Source organism: Streptomyces melanosporofaciens (assembly GCF_900105695.1).
Classification (GTDB): Bacteria; Actinomycetota; Actinomycetes; order Streptomycetales; family Streptomycetaceae; genus Streptomyces; species Streptomyces antimycoticus.
Map to the genome: position 1 here is coordinate 8573726 of NZ_FNST01000002.1, position 15140 is coordinate 8588865.

A 15140-nucleotide genomic window follows, 5' to 3' on the forward strand; every position below is an offset into this window, starting at 1 on the left:
TCCCGTCGTCACCGCGCGTCCGGGCGTACCGGCGAGAGCCGGTAGGTGTTCTCGTGGGTGATCACACGGCCGGCGGTGGGCGGCGGGAAATGGGTGCCGAGCAGGAGCGTGTCCGTATCGGCGAGGGAGCCGAGGAGTTCGCGGCGGGTGGCCTCGGACTGCTCGGGGGCGATGTCGACGCATGAGCCGATGGTGGGGTGGGCGAGCTGGACGGGGTGGTGGATGCAGTCGCCGGTGATCAGCGCCGTCCGGTCGCGGCTGGTGAGCTGGAGGGCGATATGGCCGGGGGTGTGGCCGGGCGTGGGGATCAGCCGCAGCCCGGGGGCGACCTCGGTGCCCTCGGCCAGGACGTCGACCAGATCGAGCAGTCCCGCTTCCTCGATCGGGGTCACGGAGTCACGGAACATCTGCGCGCGCGGCTCGTCCATGTCGTAGCCCGCCCAGAACTCCCGTTCGGCGCGGGAGGTGAGGTAGCGCGCATGGGGGAAGGTGGGCACCCATGAGCCGTCCACCTCGCGGGTGTTCCAGCCCACGTGGTCGGTGTGCAGATGGGTGAGGATCACCAAGTCGATGGATTCCGGGGGGAATCCGGCGGCGGCCAGACGCTCCAGATAGTCGGTGTGCAGATCGTGCCAGGCGGGGTTGGCCCGTGTCTTGCCGTTGCCGATGCCGGTGTCGACGAGCACCTTCAGCCCGCTCACCTCGAAGGCGAAGCTGTGGCTGTCGAGGCGCGGGATGCCCTCCTGGTCGGCGAAGTCCGGACGCAGCCAGTCCTGTCGCGTGACCACGTCCGTGGTGGCGTCGGGCAGCAGCCACGGCCCGGTCTGCGGCGGCAGGAGCACCTCGTCGATGCGGTGGACGGTGAGGTCGCCCACGGTCCAGAAGGGAGTCTCGATGCTGTGTGCTGTGTGCATGGTCCGTCGTTTCCTTGGTCTCTAGTGGGGGAGTGCGTCGCGCCGTGACGCGGTGAGTGCCGCCACCGCCGCGGCCGCGAGGACGGCGGCGCCGACGGCGTAGGCGTAGGAGGCGGTGCGGAGCCCGTAGTGCTGGGTGGCGGCGCCCGCGGCGATGGCGGGCAGGCTCATCGCCAGATAGCTCAGGACGTAGTAGGCGGCCACCGTGGTGGCCCGGTCCCGCTCGTCGAGCGAGCCGAGCATCATGCGCAGCGCCCCTTGGGAGACGGCGCCGAAGGCGATGCCCGCCAGGGCCGCGCCGCCGAACAGGGCGAGCGGTCCGGCGCCGTGCAGGGCGCCCAGGCTCAGGGCGGCGGACGGGATGACGGCCAGACAGCCGCCGGTGGCGGCGGAGGTCGGCGCCGTGCGCCGCAGGGTCCATACGGTGAGCGCGGCGGCGGCGCTGACGGTGAAGAACACCATCCCGCCCGCCGTACGGGGAGTGCCGGGGGCCACGAGGCGTACGAGCGCGGGCCCCAGGGAGGAGTAGAGACCGCCGAGCGCCCAGACCGCGACGACGCCCGTGCCCACGGTCAGCAGCGCGCGGCGGGCCGAGGGCGGGACGCCGAGCCGCGGGAGCAGCGACCGCAGCGCGCCGGGGCGCCGGTGGCCGGTCTCCGCGGTGAAGGTGACCGCGGCCGCCTGCGCCACGAACAGCGCGGCCAGCAGCAGGTAGACGGTGACCGTGGGCGCGGGGAGAGGGGGATGAGGAGGGTCGAGACGAGCACGCCGCCGGCCATGCCGGCCACCGGGGTGATGCTGTTGGTCAGGGCCGACCGGCCGGGGCGCAGCGAGTCGTCGAGGTCGAGGAGCGCCGCTCCCGAGGCACTGGTGGCCGCGCCGGTGGCCGCTCCTTGCAGGACCCGGGCGGCGATCAGCGGTCCGGCGCCGTCCGCCGCGGCCAGCAGCACCATGGACACGGACTCCAGGGCCAGCGCGCCCACCAGGACCGGGCGCCGTCCCAGGTGGTCGGAGAGGGCTCCGACGGTGAGCAGGGCCAGCAGCAGGGTCAGGGAGTAGGCGCTGAAGATCACCGTGATGGTGAGCGCGGACAGGCCCCACTGGTCCTGGTAGAGCGGGTACAGCGGGGTGGGGGCGCTGGACGCGGCCAGGAGGGTCGTGAGGACCGACGCGTAGAGGACGAGGGGCGCGGTGCGGTTCGCCGTGGTCCGGCGGAGGGGCGCGGTGCGGCCGGCCGTGGCCTCGCGGAGGGGGACGGCTGTGCAGGGGCACTGCGCGGGGGCGCCGGAGGTGGCGCTGGACATGGGACTCCTTCCCGCTAAAAGCGACGCATTTGCTTTAAGGGACTGTAGGCCCTACAGTCGACTAACGCAAACCGTTAGCTTTTGTTCGAGTTGCCGGGGATCGCCGGGGCCACTCCTCGCGGGGTCGCTCCGCCTCTCCGGTCCATGAGGGAGACACCATGTCCGCTGCTGAACTCACCCCTCCGGAAGCGGCCCGCTGGGCCGCCAGGGCCGGGCTCCCGCTGCCGCCCGAGCGCCACGCCGCGGCGGCGGCCACCGCCAATCACATCCACTCGGTCGTCGCCGTCCTGCGCGAACTCGACTTCGGTGACACCCCGCCCGCCCCCGCCTACCGTGCGCGAGAGGAGCAGCACGATGCAGCCGTATGAACTGTCCCTCACCGCGGCCGCCGCCGCGATCCGGGCCGGGCGGCTGTCCCCGGTCGAGCTGGTGGACTCCGTCCTGGAACGTGTCGAGCGGCTGGAACCCCATCTGAACGCCTACGCCACGGTGACCGCCGAGCAGGCGCGCCACGTGGCGCGCAAGGCCGCGGACGACATCGCGGTCGGCCGCTCACGCGGCCCCCTGCACGGCATCCCGATGGGGCTGAAGGATCTGATCGACGTCACCGGCGTGGCCACCACCGCCAGCTCCCGGGTCCGCGCAGACCACCGGGCGCAGGCGGACAGTACGGTGGCCGCCCGCCTCGGCGCGGCCGGCGCGGTCCTGGTCGGCAAGACCCACACCCATGAGTTCGCCTACGGGCTCACCACCCCGCAGACCCGCAACGCCTGGGACACCGGCCGGGTCGCCGGCGGCTCCAGCGGCGGATCCGCCGTGGCCGTGGCCTCGGGCGCCGCGACCTTCGCCCTGGGCACCGACACCGGCGGATCCATCCGCGTCCCCGCCGCGCTCAACGGGGTCGTCGGCCTCAAGCCGACCTACGGCCTCGTCCCCCGCCACGGCGTCACCTCCCTGTCCTGGTCGCTGGATCACGTCGGGCCCCTCACCCGCACCGTCGAGGACCAGGCCCTGGTCCTGGCGGCCCTGGCCGGGCACGACCCCCGCGACCCCGCCTCCCTGGGCGCGCCCGCGCAGGACTACCGGCCCGGTGCGGGCGAGGACCTGACCGGACTGCGCGTCGGCGTGCCGCGCAACTACTACTTCGAGCACGTCGATACGGAGGTGGAAGCCGCGGTCCGGCAGGCCGTCGACCGGCTTCAGGCCCTCGGCGCACGCCTGGTCGAGGTCGAGATCCCCATGACCCGCTATATCCAGGCCACTCAGTGGGGCCTGATGGTGCCGGAGGCGACCGCCTACCACGAGCGCACCCTGCGCGCGGTGCCCGAGCTGTACCAGGTGGACGTGCGCACCCTGCTCGAAGCCGGGGAACTGATGCCCGCCGGGGACTATCTGCGAGCCCAGCGCTCCCGGACGCTGATGCGCCAGGAGTGGGCGCGCGTGCTGGCCGATGTCGACGTGATCGCCGCCCCGACGGTTCCGGCGACCGCGGCCAAGGCCGACCAGGAGACGATCACCTGGGCGGACGGCACCGTGGAAGCCGTCTCCGACGCCTACGTACGCCTCTCGGCCCCCGCCAACCTCACCGGAGTGCCGTCACTGACCGTCCCGGTCGGCCACGACACGGCGGGCCTGCCGATCGGCATGCAACTGCTGGGGCGGCCCCTCGGGGAGAACGTGCTCCTGCGGGTCGGCCACGCCTACGAGCAGTCCCAGCCGACCCGCCTGCTCGCACCGGCGGCCTGACGGCGGCCTGACGGCGGCCTGGGGCGGCGGCCTGGGGCGCACCACTGTCTAGAAGCAAGAAATTTGCTTTAAGGTGGAGGAATGAGCAAGCAGATGGTGCGCCCCGGCGGGCGCAGCGCCCGGGTCCAGGCATCGGTGCACACCGCCGTACGCGAACTCGAAGCGGAGGTGGGCCGCGACGCCCTGACCGTGCCGCTGGTCGCCCAGCGCGCCGGGGTCACCCCCTCCACGATCTACCGCCGCTGGGGAGACCTCACGGAACTGCTCTCGGACGTGGCGGTCGAGCGGCTGCGGCCCGACACCGCACCCAAGGACCACGGCGCCCTGGCGTCCGACCTGGCGGCCTGGGCCGAGCAGTTCCTCGACGAGATGGCCTCCCCCGCCGGCCGTGCCTATATCCGCGACGCCCTGCTCGGCGACCCCGACGGCACCAACGCCGGCCAGTGCTCGGCCTACGCCGCCGACCAGGTCGACCTCATCCTGGCCCGCGCGACCGAACGCGGGGACGACATCCCCGAGGTCGAGACGGTCATCGACCGCGTCGTGGCCCCCCTGATGTACCGCATCCTCTTCCGCCCCGCCGGACTCGACGCCGCCTACGCCCGCGGACTCGTGGCGGGGCTCCTCGGCCCGGTCGGCGAGGACGGGTGACCGCGAGGGACACCGTCGTGCCGGTCGCAGCCCGCAACGCGTGGTGTGACCGGCGCTCTCCCGGCAGGCCCTACTCGGCCGTGCCTTCGGGGAGTTGTACGGGGTAGGGCTCGCCGAAGTCGGCCGAGCGGCTGACCTCTTCCCAGGCGGTCGCCTCGGCGAGTTGGCGCTGGGAGTAGTCCCGCGCCATGGTCGTCGCGTTCACGCCCAGCGGGAGATGGCTCGGGACCTGGTCGCGGTGGACGGTGCGCACGATGATCTCGGCAGCGCGCCGAGGGTCCCCGGCCGCTCCCGTGGTGCTCTGCCGGACCAGCCGGTTCATCGCCCCGACGGTCTCGTCGTAGGCGTCGGGGATGGGGTGGACCGTCATGGAGGAACCGGCCCAGTCGGTGGCGAAGCCGCTCGGTTCGACCACCATGACGCGCACGCCGAACGGTGCGGTCTCCACGGCGAGGACCCGGCTGAAGCCGTCGACCGCGAACTTGGCCGCCTGGTAGGAGGCGATGCCCGGCGATCCGCCGACCCGGCCGCCGATCGATGAGATCTGCACGACGGTGCCGGCTCCCTGGCGGCGCAGGATGGGGAGCGCGGCCTTGGTGACGTTGTAGACGCCCCAGAAGTTCGTCTCGAACTGGGCGCGGAAGTCGTCGTCGTCCGATGTCTCGATGGGCGACACATTCGCGTATCCCGCGTTGTTCACGAGCACGTCGATGCGCCCGAAGCGGGCGAGCGCCGCCTCGACGGCCTCGTGTGCCGCCTGTGGACGAGTGACGTCCAGCGCGACGGGATGGACGCGGTCGCCGTACTCGCCGAATGCCTCCGCGAGGGCCTTGGGGTCGCGGGCGGTGGCCACGACATGATCGCCGGCCTCGAGGGCGGCGGTGACCAGGGCGCGGCCGAGGCCGCGCGATGAACCGGTGATGAACCAGACCTGTTGCTTCATGCTGTTAGTACAACACCGTTCTCTTAATAATGCAACGCCGTTGCCTTACGGGTTCCTATGATGTGGGACATGACGACGCCTGCCTTCCAACGCGCCCGCAGTACCCAGGCCAAGCAGGCGCGGGAAGAGGCGATCCTGGACGCGGCCCGTACGCTCGGCCACCAGCGCGGGGTCCGGGACGTCACCCTCACCGACATCGCCGCGGCCGTGGGGATGCACAAGTCCGCCCTGCTTCGCTACTTCGAAACGAGGGAGCAGATCTTCCTGCGGCTCACCGCGGAAGGCTGGCGGCAGTGGTCCGCGGACCTGCGCGGCGATCTCGCACGGAGGGCACATGCCACGCCCACGGAGGTTGCCGAGGTCGTCGCCGCCACGCTGGCGGCTCGGCCGATGTTCTGCGATCTGCTGGCCCAGGCGCCGTTGAACCTCGAGCGCAATGTGTCGATCGACTCGGTGCGCGCCTTCAAACTGGTGACGCTCAAGGAGATCGAGCTGATCGACGGCGAACTGCGACGACTGCTCGGACTGACCGAGTTGCAGACCGTCGACCTGGTGGCCGCGGCGACCAGCATGGCCGGGGCCCTGTGGCAGATGGCCACCCCCGGCCCGCGCCTGCGGGAGCTCTACGAGACCGACCCCCGGCTCGGCCACGCGGTCGTCGAGGTGGAACCCCGCCTGCGCCGCGTCCTCGCCGCCTTCCTCACCGGACTCGACGCGGGACCCTCCGCGACGGCCTCGGCCGACACCCCGTAGCCGACCGGCCCGAACCGCGCACGCGGGCAGGCGGTACGGGCCGGTGAGGTGCGGTGCGACCGCGACGGGATGCCGCGTGCCCCGGCCGGCGGCCGGGGCACGCGGGGGTGTGTCTCAGGCGGAGGGGAGAAGGGAGTCGTCCTCGGTGTGGGCGCCGGGGAGCTGATGCCGGGCGGCGATCAGAGCGGCGTCCACATCGCGGGTGCCGGTGACGACGCACAGCGTGTAGGCGACGTCGTCGAGCCGCTGCCGCGCCTCCGGGCCGCCGTCCTCGGCGTGCAGGGTTCGCAGGGTCTCGTACTGTCGGATGAGGCCGGTCAGAACCGCGGGGTGGGCCATGAGCATGGCAGGCTCCTTCTTCTTCATCGTGCGGCGTGATACGTGCGGTGACGGCGTTGTCGCCTCACGTACGGGGAGTCTCTTCATCCACAGGGCGTCAGACGGGCACCGGTGCGTTTTCGCGCTGCGGCTCGGCCTCGACCTGCTTGCGGATCTTGTGGCAGCTGCGGGAGATGAGACGGGAGACATGCATCTGGGAGATGCCCAGCTCCTCGGCGATACCGGCTTGGGTCATATCGCGGAAGAACCGCAGATAGAGGATGCGCTGCTCCCGCTCCGGCAGCCGGTGCAGACAGGGCTTGACCGACTCCCGGGCGATGACCGTCTCGTAGCGGGCCTCGGGTCGGCCGAGGGTGTCGGCCAGGGAGTAGCCGTCGTCCGCGCCGGCGAGCTCGGCATCCAGGGACAGGGAGCGGAAGCTGTCGATGGCCTCCATCCCGGTGAGTACGTCCTCTTCGCTCATGCCGGCGGCTTCGGCGACCTGGGCCACGGTGGGGGAGCGGTCGGTGCCCTCCGCGGTGGCCAGCTCCTGAATGGTGGCGCGGACCTTGTTGCGCAGCTCCTGCACCCGCCGGGGCACGTGCACGTCCCAAGCGCAGTCGCGGAAGTAGCGCTTGAGCTCCCCGACGATCGTGGGGATCGCGTACGGCTGGAAGGCGCCTCCGCGCTGCGGGTCGTAGCGGTCGACGGCCTTGACCAGGCCCAGGGCGGCGACCTGCTCCAGGTCCTCCAGGTTCTCTCCGCGGTTGCGGTAGCGGCGGGCGAGGCGGTGGGCCATCGGCAGCCACGCTTCGACCAGCTTCTCGGCCAGTGCCTCCCGCTCGGGTCCTTCAGACATGGCGGCAAGCCGCTCGAAGTCGGCCGCGGTGTCAGGAGTGTCATCGTGACGGCGGCGGGCGCCTGCACACGTCGCGCTCATCGAGGTTCTCTCCTCCCTGCTTGTCGCTGTACAGCAGAGCGGGAGGCCGGCACGGCACGGTCTGGGGCTCGCAGCGCGTGGCGCGCGGCTCCCGCCAGGTGTGCCTGCTTTCCGAAGCACCTCGGTCAGTCACTCTTCTAGCCAAGGTCGCGGACCTCAAACCCATTTGGCCGGCGCGTGCTCAGGCCCCCGGCTCGGGCCCGGCTCAGGCCCGGGACCTGAAGGGCGTGTGGCCCCGGCCCAGTGCCACCGTCGTGGTGACCCGGGTGACGCTCGGCCTCCGGGGCACCGAACCGAACCCGAAGCGCACCGGGGGTTCGACGGGCGCCATCACACCGAGGTCGTCGCCCTCGAAGACCGCCGACACCGTGACGATCGGCCTCAGATCCCGCGCGCCGTACCACTCACGGCGACCGCTCCCGGCGCTGCCGCGCGTGCGCACACCGGTCGGCAGCAGGCGGGCGGGGACGTCCAGCAGCGCGCTCCAGGCCGGACGGCGGGCGAGCGCGCCGGGCACGGCACGCAGCACAAGCCCCAGAGGCCCTCGCCGGCCCGTGGTGAAGCGCATGTCCAGGGCCCCGGCCCGGACGGTCCAGGTGCCCGCCTCGACGCTCACGCGGACCGGCACGATGCGCACCGCGTCGAAGGCGTAGGTGAGGGCGATGAAGTCCGCCGTCTCCGGCGTGGGAGCGAGCAGCAGCCGTTCACCGTCAGCGCGATCGACCATCACATCGCTGAACGGCCCGAACGGCGACCGCGCCCAGTGCCCCAGCACGATGCGCGTTCCGGAGGAGGTGCCCGTGCCCGCGATCCATCCGTCGAAGCGCAGCCGCGCGGGGTCGGTGGCCCTGCCGCGTTCTCGGCTCACACCGGGTGGGTCCCCGCCCATCGCCCCCGGAAACGTGCCTACGGCACGGGGTGCCCGGCCCCTACCCGATCAGCCGGGTACGGCGTTGCCCGGGAGGGAGAACCGGCCCGGCTCTTTCGCCCGCTCCGCGCCACCTACTCCGCGGACATGCGACGATCGGGCCGTGACGGATTCCGCGACACCACAACACATCGCCCGCCGCACCTCCGCCGCGGTCGACGCGGCTGTCGGAGCAGCGCGTGCTCTTGGACTCACCGTGACCGATGCCAAGGTGCTCCATGACCTGTTCTCCGTGGTCGTCCACCTCGCGCCCGCACCTGTCGTGGCGCGGGTTCCCACCGTCCTGCCGCGTTACGTGGACCTCGATTCCCAGGCACGCCGCCAGCAGGCGGAACTGGATGTGACACGGTGGCTCGCGGACCGGGGAACCCCCGTGATCCCGCCCAGTCCTCTCGTGCCGTTGGAGCCCGTTCAGCGCGACGGATTCTCGATGACCTTCTGGCAGTTCGTCGAGGAGCGCCGGGACACCGAGCCCGACTATGCGGCGAACTCCGAGATCACCGCTGACCTGCACGCCGCGATGCGCGCATACCCGGGCCCACTGTCGTTTCTGTCCGCGGCCGAACCGCGGTTCATCGTGGACAGCCTTGACCTGCTCGAAACGCGCGCCGACCTCATCGGCCCGGCCGATCTGGAGCGCGCACGCCGCGAGTGGCAGGTCCTGGAACCTCTCGTGCGCTCACGCGAGGCGTTCGAAGCGGCGTTCCCGGGGATCGACCTCCAGCCCATCCACGGCGACTCCCCGCCCGCGAACATCTTCTCCGGGGCGGACGGGGACCTCTACGCCGACTTCGAGCTGGTCACGCTGGGCCCCGTCGAGTGGGACCTGGCCGCTCTCGGGCCGACCCTCGAATCCGCCTACAACCGCGGCGCGCAGCGCAACGGCATGAGGCCGTTGAACCAGGACGTCCTGGGCTTTGTGAACGCTGTGGGGATGCTGCGGGCCATCGCCTCCCTCTCGCTCGTGCCGCAACTGCCGCCACTGCTGGAGTACTTGAAGCCGGCCGTCGACCAATGGCGGACGATGCCGTTCGCCGGCGGCATGGCCGGCTGACCTCGACACGGGACGCCTCACCGGGACCGCCCGGTGAGGCCGGCGACGCGTGTCCGACGCGGCTTCAGCCGCCGTAGTAGGCGTCGAAGTTCTTCGCGAACTCGCCGCCGTTGAAGCTGTCCCAGTTGATCGACCAGGCCATCAGCCCGCGCAGGGCGGGCCAGCTGCCGTGGGGCTGATAGCCGCCGCAGTCGGTCTTCTCCGTCAGGCAGTTCAGGGTCTTGGTCACTTCACTGGGCTGGGTGTGGCCGTTGCCCGCGTTGGGGCTCGCGGGCAGGCCGATCGCCACTTGGGACGGGTCCAGCGCCGGGAAGACGTTGTTGGTGTCGCCCGCGACGGGGAAGCCGGTGAGCAGCATGTCGGTCATCGCGATGTGGAAGTCGGCGCTGCCCATGGTGTGGAACTGGTTGTCGAGCCCCATGATCGGTCCGGAGTTGTAGTCCTGGACGTGCAGCAGGGTGAGGTCGTCCCGCAGTGCGTGAATGACCGGAAGATACGCCCCGGCGCGCGGGTCCTGGCCGCCGAAGGGGCCCGAACCGTAGAACTGGTAGCCCAGCTGCACGAAGAAGGTTTCCGGGGCCATGGTGAGGGTGAAGTCGGATCCGTACTTCGCCTTGAGCGACTTCACGGCCGAGATGAGATTGACGATCGCGGGGGTCTTCGGGTTCTTGAAGTCGGTGTCGCCGTCGTCCAGCGACAGCGAGTGGCCCTCGAAGTCGATGTCGAGGCCGTCCAGTCCGTACGTGTCGATGATCGCGCCGACCGACTCGACGAACTTGTCACGGGCGGCGGTGGTGGTGAGCTGCACCTGGCCGTTCTGTCCGCCGATGGATATCAGCACCTTCTTGCCCGCGGCCTGCTTGGCCTTGATGGCGGCCTTGAACTCGTCCTCCGACTCGACGTTCGGGCATTCGGTCTGCGGACAGAGGCTGAAGCGGATGTCGCCGGAGGTGGTGGAGGTGGGTTCGCCGAAGGCCAGGTCGATGATGTCCCAGCTGTCGGGGACATCGGCCATGCGGGTGTATCCGGAGCCGTTGGCGAAGCTCGAGTGCAGATAGCCCACGAGCGCGTGCTCGGGGAGTGCCGCCTTCGCGGTGGCGGAGGTGGTACCCGCGTCGGCGGTCGTCGCCGAGACCGTGGCGAGCAGTCCGGCCGTGGCGACAGAGACGCACATGCCGGTCAGAACCCTTTTGCTCAAGGGGAAACGGAGGCTCATGGGGACCGCTCCTTGGTGTGGGGGAAGGCGGAGCCGACCGAGGTGGGACGGGGTGATCGGACGGCGTGGGGGGAGGCTGCGCGCCCACGAGAAAACAGGACTAGACCAGTGAGTGTCAATGGTCCGGTCCAATTTCGAGGCCCCGCACTAGGGTGACGCGTTCGCGAGACGCGAATTGGTGGCGGTCGGCGAGGCAGGGCCCGGCGGTCGCCGCCGACCGTCGATGGCGGGGCCCGCAGCGCGCCGGGCTACTCCAGACGCCACAGGTGGATCGTCTTGTCCTGGAAGCCGAGGGTGGCCAGGGTGCGGCCGTCCGGGCTGAGGGCGAGTTGGGCGATGGACGTGTCTCCGGGGACGGTGAGGGTGGCTCGGTGCTTGTGGGTGGCGGCGTCCCACAGGTGCAGGCCCCTGTAGTCGGCGGTGAGGACGCTCTTGCCGTCCGTGGCGTAGGCCAGACCGGTCACGGAGCCGACGTGGCTGTCGAGGGGCCTGCCGCGCTCCTTGCCGGTGAGCGGGTCGACGAAGCGGACGTCGGTGGAGCTGCCGGCAACGGCCAGGGCCGTGCTGTCCGGGCTGAAGGCCATGTGGTTGGAGCCGCCGAAGACGTCGTTCGGCGGTTGCGGGCGTTGAGTGCGGTTGGCCACGTCCCATAGCCGCACGCCGTCCATGCCGGACTCGTCCACGCTGGCGAGGGTCTTCCCGTCCGGGCTGAACACCAGCTTGTCGGCGCCCTTCGACTCCAGGGGCGTGCCCTTCTGCCGATGGGTGGCCGCGTCGTAGAACCGGATCTCCTGGTCGATGAAGCCGCTGGTGGCAAAGATCGTGCCGTCCGGGCTGAAGGCGATCGTCTCAAAGGACAGGAAAGGGTCGTCGTGTTTCGCGATCTCCTTGCCGCGCGGGCGCAGAGTGGTCGCGTCCCAGAACTGCGCCCTGCTCTCGTGGCCGGTGGCCACGGTCCGGCCGTCCGGGCTGAAGGCCACGCCCTTGAAGACGACGAGCGAGGAGAGCAGGGCTTTCGCCCGCTGCCTGTGGGTGGTCATGTCCCACAGCCGGAGCACGCCGTCGTGGGCTTCGCTGGAGGCGAGGGTCTTCCCGTCCGGGCTGAAGCGCAGCGTGCCGATGTCGCCCTTGTGCCCCTTGAGGGTCGCCAGCGGGCGCAGTTGGGGATCGGCGGGGATGGCGAGGGGAGGGGGTGTGGGAGGCGGGGTGTCAAAGGCGCGCGTGCCGGGCTTGGCGCGTGCCGTGTCCTTCGCGTCGTCCGTGTCGCCGTCGAGGAGCGCGATGCCGGTGGGTACGGCCACGGCGGCTATGAGGACGGCCGCGCCCGCGCCGATGAGCAGACGGCGCCGGGAGGAGGGGGACGGGGCGCCTGCCTCCTGGAGCGAGGCGTCGGGAGTGGCGGGGGAGTGGGATGGCGGGAGGGGCGGGGGCTCCGGGGGGATCCGCGGTGGGTGCGAGGGCGGTCCGTTCAGCTCGTGGCGGAGGCGTTCGCGTTCGGCCAGCAAACGGTCGCGTTCGGCGCGGAGTTGGCTGAGTTCCCCGGCCGCGGCCCCGTCCCCGGCCCCGGCGTCCGCTTCCGTCGTCTTCCCGTCCGGCCCGGTTCGCCCCGTACCGGACGTGGCTCCGTGTCCGCCCTCTGGCGAGGGTTCTCGCTCGTCCATGCCCGCTCCCGCCATTCCCTGTTCCACTCCGTGTGATGTGCTGCCGCGAGACCGGGCGATCCGGCGACCGGCCGACCGGGCGACGGGGCGTCTACTCGATCCGCCAGAGCCGGATGCCATGGTCCTCGTAGCTGCCGGTCGCCAGCGTCAGACCATCCGCCGTGAAGGCAATGGGCTGGGACAGGCGGGCGAGCTCCAGGGGCTTCGCGCGTTCCTTGTGCGTGGCCGCGTCCCAGAAGCGCAAGACGAGCCCGCTGTAGAAGCCGAGTGTGACGATGGTCTTGCCGTCCCCGCTGTAGGCCAGCGCGCTGACACCGACGGTGCGGGCGCGCAGCGGCTCACCGCGCTGGGTTCCGGTGGCCGTGTCCCACAACCGTACGAGGCCATCGGCGCCCACACTCGCGCTCACCGCCAACGTCGAGCCGTCCGGGCTGAACACCATGGCACCGACACCACCCTGGTGTCCGGTCAGCGCCTCGCCCCGCTGCCTGCGGGACTCCACGTCCCACAACCGCACGACCCCGTCGCCGATATGGCTGCTCACGGCCAGGGTCCTGCCGTCCGGGCTGAACAGCAGGCCATCGACACCACCCTCGTGTCCGGTCAGCACCTTGCCCCGCTGTCTGCGCGATGCCACGTCCCACAGCCACAGGTCCTCGCCGTCGTTGCCGCCCGTGGCCAGCGTCCTGCCGTCCGGGCTGAGGGCGACCACGTCGAACGGCCGTAGCGTATGGTCCGACAGCTCCAGTGACCTGCCGCTTTGGCGCAGGGACGGGAGCTGCCAGAACTGCGCCCTGTCCGCACCGCCGGTGATGAGCGTCTCGCCGTCCGGGCTGATCGCCGCGGACTGGAAGACGAGGACGGCCGAGGTCAGCGGCGCACGGATCCGCCGGTGAGTACGCACGTCCCACAGCTGGAGGTTCCCCACGTCGGCCTCGCTGGAGGCCAGCGTCTGCCCGTCCGGGCTGAACCACACCCCGCCGACGGTGCCGGTGTGGCCCCTGAGGGTGGCGATGCGGCGGATCGTGGGGTGGGCGGGGATGCTCGTCACGGGCCGGGGGCGGGGGCTGGAGCGGGCGCGGGGAGAAGAGGACGAGTCGTCGCCAAGGGCGAGGAGTGCGGCGGTTCCGCCAGCGGCGACCACGGCGGCCCCGCCGGCGATGAGCAGGCCACGGCGGGAGATCCGCGCATCGCGCGGATGCGCGGGGAAGGGGCCGAACCCGGAGGGGCGGACGGGGCGGAGGGGCCGAGGGGGCGTACGGAGCGGCCGCGGGCGGCGGCTCCTGGGGCGCGGGGGCGACGGGTACGCCATCCGCTGGTTTCCCCGCGCCCCCGGCCGCCGACCCCTCGGGGACGGTGCCGGGCACGTCGGTCGCGGCGGCGGCCCGTTGCTCCTCCACTTGGAGCCTGAGCTGGGCGACCTCCTCCCGGAGGCGGTCACGCTCGGCCTTCAGCCGCTCGCCCTCATGCTCCCCGGAGCCGGAGCCGGAGCCGGAGCCGGAGCCGGAGCCGGAGCGGGAGCGGGAGCCGTCGCCCGAACCGTCGCCGGAGGGGACGTTCTCGCCCGGAGGGTGGGCCGTCCGCTCGTCCATGTCGCCACTCTTCCCGTCAAGGCCGTCGGCCGTGCCGACGGCCGATACCGCCGCCGCGGCATGCTGCACCGCCGACCATCAGCCGAGCTGCTCCTCGATCTTCGAGAGCTGCAGCGCGGGCCACTTCTTCACCATCGCGTCCTCGTCCTCCTCGCTCACCTGGTCGCTCCCGTCCCAGATGATGGCCTCCAGGACCACCGTCTCGACCCGGATCGCCAGGACCGTGACGCCCGGGGCCTCGAAGGTCAGGCCCGCATCCCCCAGGTCGGACGAGTGCTCCTTGGCGGCTGGGATCTTATCGATCTTGCCGCGGTTGTCGGCCACCAGTCCGTTCCAGGCCGCCTTCGCCGCGTCCTCGTCGTCGTAGGCGAGAACATCGGACTTGACCCGGAAGAACACGTTCTCCGACCGCTCGAGCACGACCATGCCCGCCCCGTGCAGGTGTCGGCACGCCCAGCCGTCGCCTTCCTTGCGCCACTTCCGGCACTGCTTGTCCAGGTCGGTGCCGGTCAGCACGGATCTGCCGTCCTTGTTGCCGGTCGGCACCGACAGGGATCCGGTGAGCCCGTCGTGTGGGATGAACCCGGGCAGGTCACGTTTGGTGGGCAGCGCAGCGTCAACGTCGGCGGCGTCGAGAGTGGGGGCGGGCCACAACAAGTACGCGCCGAAACCGGCCAGCGCCAGCACCAGAGCCGCCACACCGACCAGCACGCCGCGGCGCGTCGTTCGAACCATGCCGCCACCGTATGGACCCGCGTCGGGACCGGTCCCGGGCGTGGTACTGAGTTCACGCTCGCGCTCACGGTGGCGCATACATCGTGGGGACCCGCCGGCAGCCCAGGCCCGCCAGGTCTTCGAGAATCTGCGGCGCTGCCTCGGCGCCGCCGGTGCCACGTTCGACGACGTGACCAAGCTGACCTACTTCGTCACGGACATGGCCCACATGCCCGCTATCCGCGAGGCCCGCGCCCTCCACATGCCCGACGACCGGCTGCCGGCCGCCTCGGCGGTGCAGGTCGTCTCGCTGGTGCGGCCGGAGTTCCTCATGGAGGTCGAGGCACTCGCGGTGGTGGCCGAGTGACCGGATGGCTGCGACTCCGGATGGCTGCGGATGATTCGG

Annotated in this window: 16 protein-coding genes and 1 pseudogene; 6 read left to right on the plus strand and 11 right to left on the minus strand. The window is 71.5% G+C overall.

What is annotated here, in order from left to right; all coding sequences use genetic code 11:
• Positions 1-8: 8 nt before the first annotated feature.
• Genes BLV72_RS39230 through BLV72_RS50625 form a run of 3 tightly spaced genes read right to left on the minus strand, consistent with a single transcriptional unit; the run spans position 9 to position 2218 of the window.
• Complete coding sequence (locus BLV72_RS39230; RefSeq protein ID WP_093468384.1) at positions 9-914, minus strand: MBL fold metallo-hydrolase; 906 nt, start codon at positions 912-914, stop codon at positions 9-11.
• Positions 915-935: 21 nt separating this feature from the next.
• Positions 936-1604 (minus strand): MFS transporter, encoded by a 669-nt coding sequence (locus BLV72_RS50620; protein ID WP_244321532.1) that lies wholly within the window; start codon positions 1602-1604, stop codon positions 936-938.
• Positions 1487-2218 carry an MFS transporter gene (locus tag BLV72_RS50625; protein ID WP_244321234.1) on the minus strand — a complete coding sequence of 244 codons (732 nt, stop codon included), beginning with the start codon at positions 2216-2218 and terminating at the stop codon, positions 1487-1489. Before BLV72_RS50625 ends, BLV72_RS50620 begins: the two co-directional genes overlap by 118 nt.
• 158 nt (positions 2219-2376) lie before the next feature.
• Between BLV72_RS50625 and BLV72_RS39240 the strand changes: the two genes are divergently transcribed.
• The 3 genes from BLV72_RS39240 to BLV72_RS39250 all read left to right on the plus strand — a co-directional run bounded on the left by BLV72_RS39240 (position 2377) and on the right by BLV72_RS39250 (position 4615).
• Positions 2377-2586 (plus strand): hypothetical protein, encoded by a 210-nt coding sequence (locus BLV72_RS39240; RefSeq protein ID WP_014059066.1) that lies wholly within the window; start codon positions 2377-2379, stop codon positions 2584-2586.
• Positions 2573-3964, plus strand: coding sequence for an amidase (locus BLV72_RS39245; protein WP_093468386.1), 1392 nt, complete (start codon positions 2573-2575; stop codon positions 3962-3964). The genes BLV72_RS39240 and BLV72_RS39245 overlap by 14 nt, the downstream gene beginning before the upstream one ends.
• Before the next feature lie 81 nt (positions 3965-4045).
• A complete protein-coding gene (locus BLV72_RS39250) occupies positions 4046-4615 on the plus strand; it encodes a TetR/AcrR family transcriptional regulator (protein WP_093468387.1) in 570 nt (189 codons plus the stop codon).
• Between the two features lie 70 nt (positions 4616-4685).
• On the opposite strand, the gene BLV72_RS39255 is transcribed toward BLV72_RS39250, so the two are convergent.
• Positions 4686-5558, minus strand: coding sequence for an SDR family NAD(P)-dependent oxidoreductase (locus BLV72_RS39255; protein ID WP_093468389.1), 873 nt, complete (start codon positions 5556-5558; stop codon positions 4686-4688).
• Positions 5559-5627: 69 nt separating this feature from the next.
• On the opposite strand from BLV72_RS39255, the gene BLV72_RS39260 reads away from it, so the two are divergent.
• Positions 5628-6311 carry a TetR/AcrR family transcriptional regulator gene (locus BLV72_RS39260; protein ID WP_093468390.1) on the plus strand — a complete coding sequence of 228 codons (684 nt, stop codon included), beginning with the start codon at positions 5628-5630 and terminating at the stop codon, positions 6309-6311.
• Between the two features lie 114 nt (positions 6312-6425).
• Here BLV72_RS39260 and BLV72_RS39265 read toward each other — a convergent pair whose 3' ends face one another.
• From BLV72_RS39265 to BLV72_RS39275, 3 genes are all read right to left on the minus strand, one after another.
• Entirely contained in the window at positions 6426-6656 is a 231-nt protein-coding gene (locus tag BLV72_RS39265) for a DUF5133 domain-containing protein (RefSeq protein WP_093468392.1), read from the minus strand.
• Positions 6657-6747: 91 nt separating this feature from the next.
• Entirely contained in the window at positions 6748-7569 is an 822-nt protein-coding gene (locus tag BLV72_RS39270; protein ID WP_093468393.1) for a SigB/SigF/SigG family RNA polymerase sigma factor, read from the minus strand.
• 205 nt (positions 7570-7774) lie between these two features.
• Complete coding sequence (locus BLV72_RS39275) at positions 7775-8458, minus strand: hypothetical protein (protein WP_093468395.1); 684 nt, start codon at positions 8456-8458, stop codon at positions 7775-7777.
• A 142-nt stretch (positions 8459-8600) separates the two neighbouring features.
• Between BLV72_RS39275 and BLV72_RS39280 the strand changes: the two genes are divergently transcribed.
• Positions 8601-9551: a phosphotransferase gene (locus BLV72_RS39280; protein WP_093468396.1), complete on the plus strand. Its 951-nt coding sequence runs from the start codon at positions 8601-8603 to the stop codon at positions 9549-9551.
• A gap of 64 nt (positions 9552-9615) precedes the next feature.
• Here BLV72_RS39280 and BLV72_RS39285 read toward each other — a convergent pair.
• From BLV72_RS39285 to BLV72_RS48425, 4 genes and pseudogenes are all read right to left on the minus strand, one after another.
• Positions 9616-10692, minus strand: a pseudogene (locus BLV72_RS39285) (chitinase); the annotation flags it as partial.
• A gap of 323 nt (positions 10693-11015) precedes the next feature.
• Positions 11016-12428 carry a WD40 repeat domain-containing protein gene (locus tag BLV72_RS39290; protein WP_143059850.1) on the minus strand — a complete coding sequence of 471 codons (1413 nt, stop codon included), beginning with the start codon at positions 12426-12428 and terminating at the stop codon, positions 11016-11018.
• 91 nt (positions 12429-12519) lie between these two features.
• Positions 12520-13479, minus strand: a complete 960-nt coding sequence (locus tag BLV72_RS39295; protein ID WP_093468401.1) for a WD40 repeat domain-containing protein — start codon at positions 13477-13479, stop codon at positions 12520-12522.
• A 619-nt stretch (positions 13480-14098) separates the two neighbouring features.
• A complete protein-coding gene (locus BLV72_RS48425; protein ID WP_167746491.1) occupies positions 14099-14755 on the minus strand; it encodes a hypothetical protein in 657 nt (218 codons plus the stop codon).
• Between BLV72_RS48425 and BLV72_RS39305 the strand changes: the two genes are divergently transcribed.
• Positions 14754-15101 (plus strand): RidA family protein, encoded by a 348-nt coding sequence (locus BLV72_RS39305; protein WP_093468404.1) that lies wholly within the window; start codon positions 14754-14756, stop codon positions 15099-15101. The two genes, BLV72_RS48425 and BLV72_RS39305, sit on opposite strands and share 2 nt — an antisense overlap.
• Positions 15102-15140: the final 39 nt, after the last annotated feature.